3 protein-coding genes and 1 pseudogene are annotated in these 1913 nt (G+C 62.2%); 2 read left to right on the top strand and 2 right to left on the bottom strand.

Translation table 11 applies throughout. The features are described 5' to 3' along the window. A partial coding sequence (locus ENZ75_RS30400) for a pseudouridine-5'-phosphate glycosidase (protein WP_206521288.1) occupies positions 1 to 559 on the top strand: 559 nt, incomplete at its 5' end. Between the two features lie 69 nt (positions 560 to 628). On the opposite strand, the gene ENZ75_RS30395 is transcribed toward ENZ75_RS30400, so the two are convergent. Continuing rightward, entirely contained in the window at positions 629 to 952 is a 324-nt protein-coding gene (locus ENZ75_RS30395; RefSeq protein WP_063167810.1) for a TfoX/Sxy family protein, read from the bottom strand. A 90-nt stretch (positions 953 to 1042) separates the two neighbouring features. On the opposite strand from ENZ75_RS30395, the gene ENZ75_RS30390 reads away from it, so the two are divergent. After that, on the top strand, positions 1043 to 1540 hold the full coding sequence (locus ENZ75_RS30390) for a GFA family protein (protein ID WP_013532155.1): 498 nt from the start codon (positions 1043 to 1045) through the stop codon (positions 1538 to 1540). Positions 1541 to 1724: 184 nt separating this feature from the next. Here ENZ75_RS30390 and ENZ75_RS30385 read toward each other — a convergent pair. Then, positions 1725 to 1913: pseudogene (locus ENZ75_RS30385) on the bottom strand (Fe-S cluster assembly scaffold SufA); the annotation flags it as partial.

Raw genomic sequence — 1913 nt, 5'->3', positions numbered from 1 at the left:
GGTCGGCATAAAAGTGTTTGCCACCGGCGGCATCGGCGGCGTGCACAAGGGCGCCGAAAAGAGCTTTGACATTTCCGCCGATCTCGACGAGCTGGCGCGCACCCCGGTGATTGTCGTCTCGGCCGGCGCCAAGGCGATCCTCGACATCGAAAAGACGCTGGAAGTGCTGGAGACGCGCGGCGTGCCGGTGATCGGCCATGGCTGCGAGACGATGCCGGCCTTCTGGTCCAGGCAATCGCCGTTCCGCGCGCCGCTGACCTTGCACGAGCCGGAAGAGATCGCGCATTTCTACCAGACGAGGGCAGCACTTGGGCTTGCTGGCGGCATGCTGATTGCCAATCCTGTGCCGGAAAACCAGGAAATCCCGGCTGCGGAGATGGCGGGCTATATCGACGCCGCGCAGAAGGCCGCCGAGGCACAACATGTCACCGGCAAGGCAGTGACGCCATTCCTGCTGGGAAAGATCCTCGAACTGACCGGCGGCAGGAGCCTGAAGACCAACATCGCGCTGGTGGAAAACAATGCAAGGTTGGCGGCGAGGATAGCCAGGGCATTGTAGGGCACGGCCTCCAAGGTCGGCGGGACAGAGGGGGGTGCTGTCCCTCCGCTGTGCCAAGAAGGTTGGCATTCACTTCCCCGCCCGCCGCCCCGCCTCATACGCCCGGCGTGCCCAGGCCGCCATCTCCTCGGGATCATCGAAAGCGCTGTCGGGAACGCTCCAGTAGGGCATGGCGACCAGCTTGCCGTGGCGCGAGCCGGTATAGGTCCATTGCGTGCAGCCGGCGGCCTCGAACTCGGGCGCGCTTTGCTCGTCGGCTTTCAGCATCAATTCGCCACGCAACACGATGGCGACGATGACGCCGTCGAAATAGATGCCCTTGCCGCCGAACAGTTTGCGGATGCTGACAGGGCCGAGACCCTCGAACAGTTCGGCGATGCGTTCATTGTCCATGCCGCGATCATGTCACCGGCATCTGGCCTTGTCATCGCCGCAACCAAAATCATGCTGACAGGTTGAGAGAGGTATCGGAGTTTTCCCGCCATGCCGCTTCTGCTGAAAGGGTCCTGTCGCTGCAATGCCGTGCGTTTCGAGGTGGAGAGCCACACGCCGGCGCCATTCATGCTGTGCTACTGCTCGATCTGCCGCAAGCAGCAGGGCGGCGGCGGGTTTGCCATCAATCTCGGTGCCGACAACGAGACACTGAACATCAGGGGCAAGCGCAGCCTCGGCGTCTTTCGGGCGGAGATCGAGGACGACGAGCATCCGCATTGCGAAATCTCAACCGGCGAGCGCAATTTCTGCAAGAAATGCGGCTCAGCCCTTTGGCTCTACGATCCAACCTGGCCGGAGCTTGTGCATCCCTTCGCCTCGGCGATCGACAGCGACCTGCCCATCCCACAGAGCAAGGTGCACCTGATGCTGAAATACAAGGCGAACTGGGTCGAGCCGGTGGTTGGCAAGCACGACAAGGTCTTCGACGTCTATCCCGAGGAATCGATCGCCGATTGGCACAAGCGGACGGGCATGTGGGTGGAGTGAGTTTCTTCGCCCCGTTTACGGGGAGGTGAGGAGTGATCCGCGCAGCGAACGAAAAGCCAATTGCTTGGATTTTCTAACGACGTACGCCGGCAGGCTGGGCGGAGCTAACTCTGGAGAGGCTGGCGCTGCCCCTCATCCGTCACTTCGTGACACTTTCTCCGCGTAAACGGGGCGAAGGAAAAAATCAGGCCGAAGCGCGTGCCTCTGCCAGTGCCTTCAGGTCGGCCGGCTTCAGTTCGACGGATTCGCCGCAGCCGCAGGCCGAGCTCTGGTTCGGGTTGTGGAAGGTGAAGCCGGTGCGCAGCGTCGTCTGCTCGAAATCCATCTCGGTGCCGAACAGGAATAGCGCGGCCTCGGGCGCGACATAGACATG

Origin of the sequence: Mesorhizobium sp. M7A.F.Ca.CA.002.04.1.1, from assembly GCF_004022805.1 — a bacterium.
GTDB classification, from domain to species: domain Bacteria; phylum Pseudomonadota; class Alphaproteobacteria; order Rhizobiales; family Rhizobiaceae; genus Mesorhizobium; species Mesorhizobium ciceri.
The sequence above is the reverse complement of the archived record's forward strand: the minus strand, read 5'-3'. Positions and strand labels throughout refer to the sequence as shown.

Coding starts and splice junctions, on each gene's coding strand:
- ENZ75_RS30395 (WP_063167810.1), bottom strand. CDS start 952: ATGGACAATGAACGCATCGCCGAACTGTTCGAGGGTCTCGGCCCTGTC.
- ENZ75_RS30390 (WP_013532155.1), top strand. CDS start 1,043: ATGCCGCTTCTGCTGAAAGGGTCCTGTCGCTGCAATGCCGTGCGTTTC.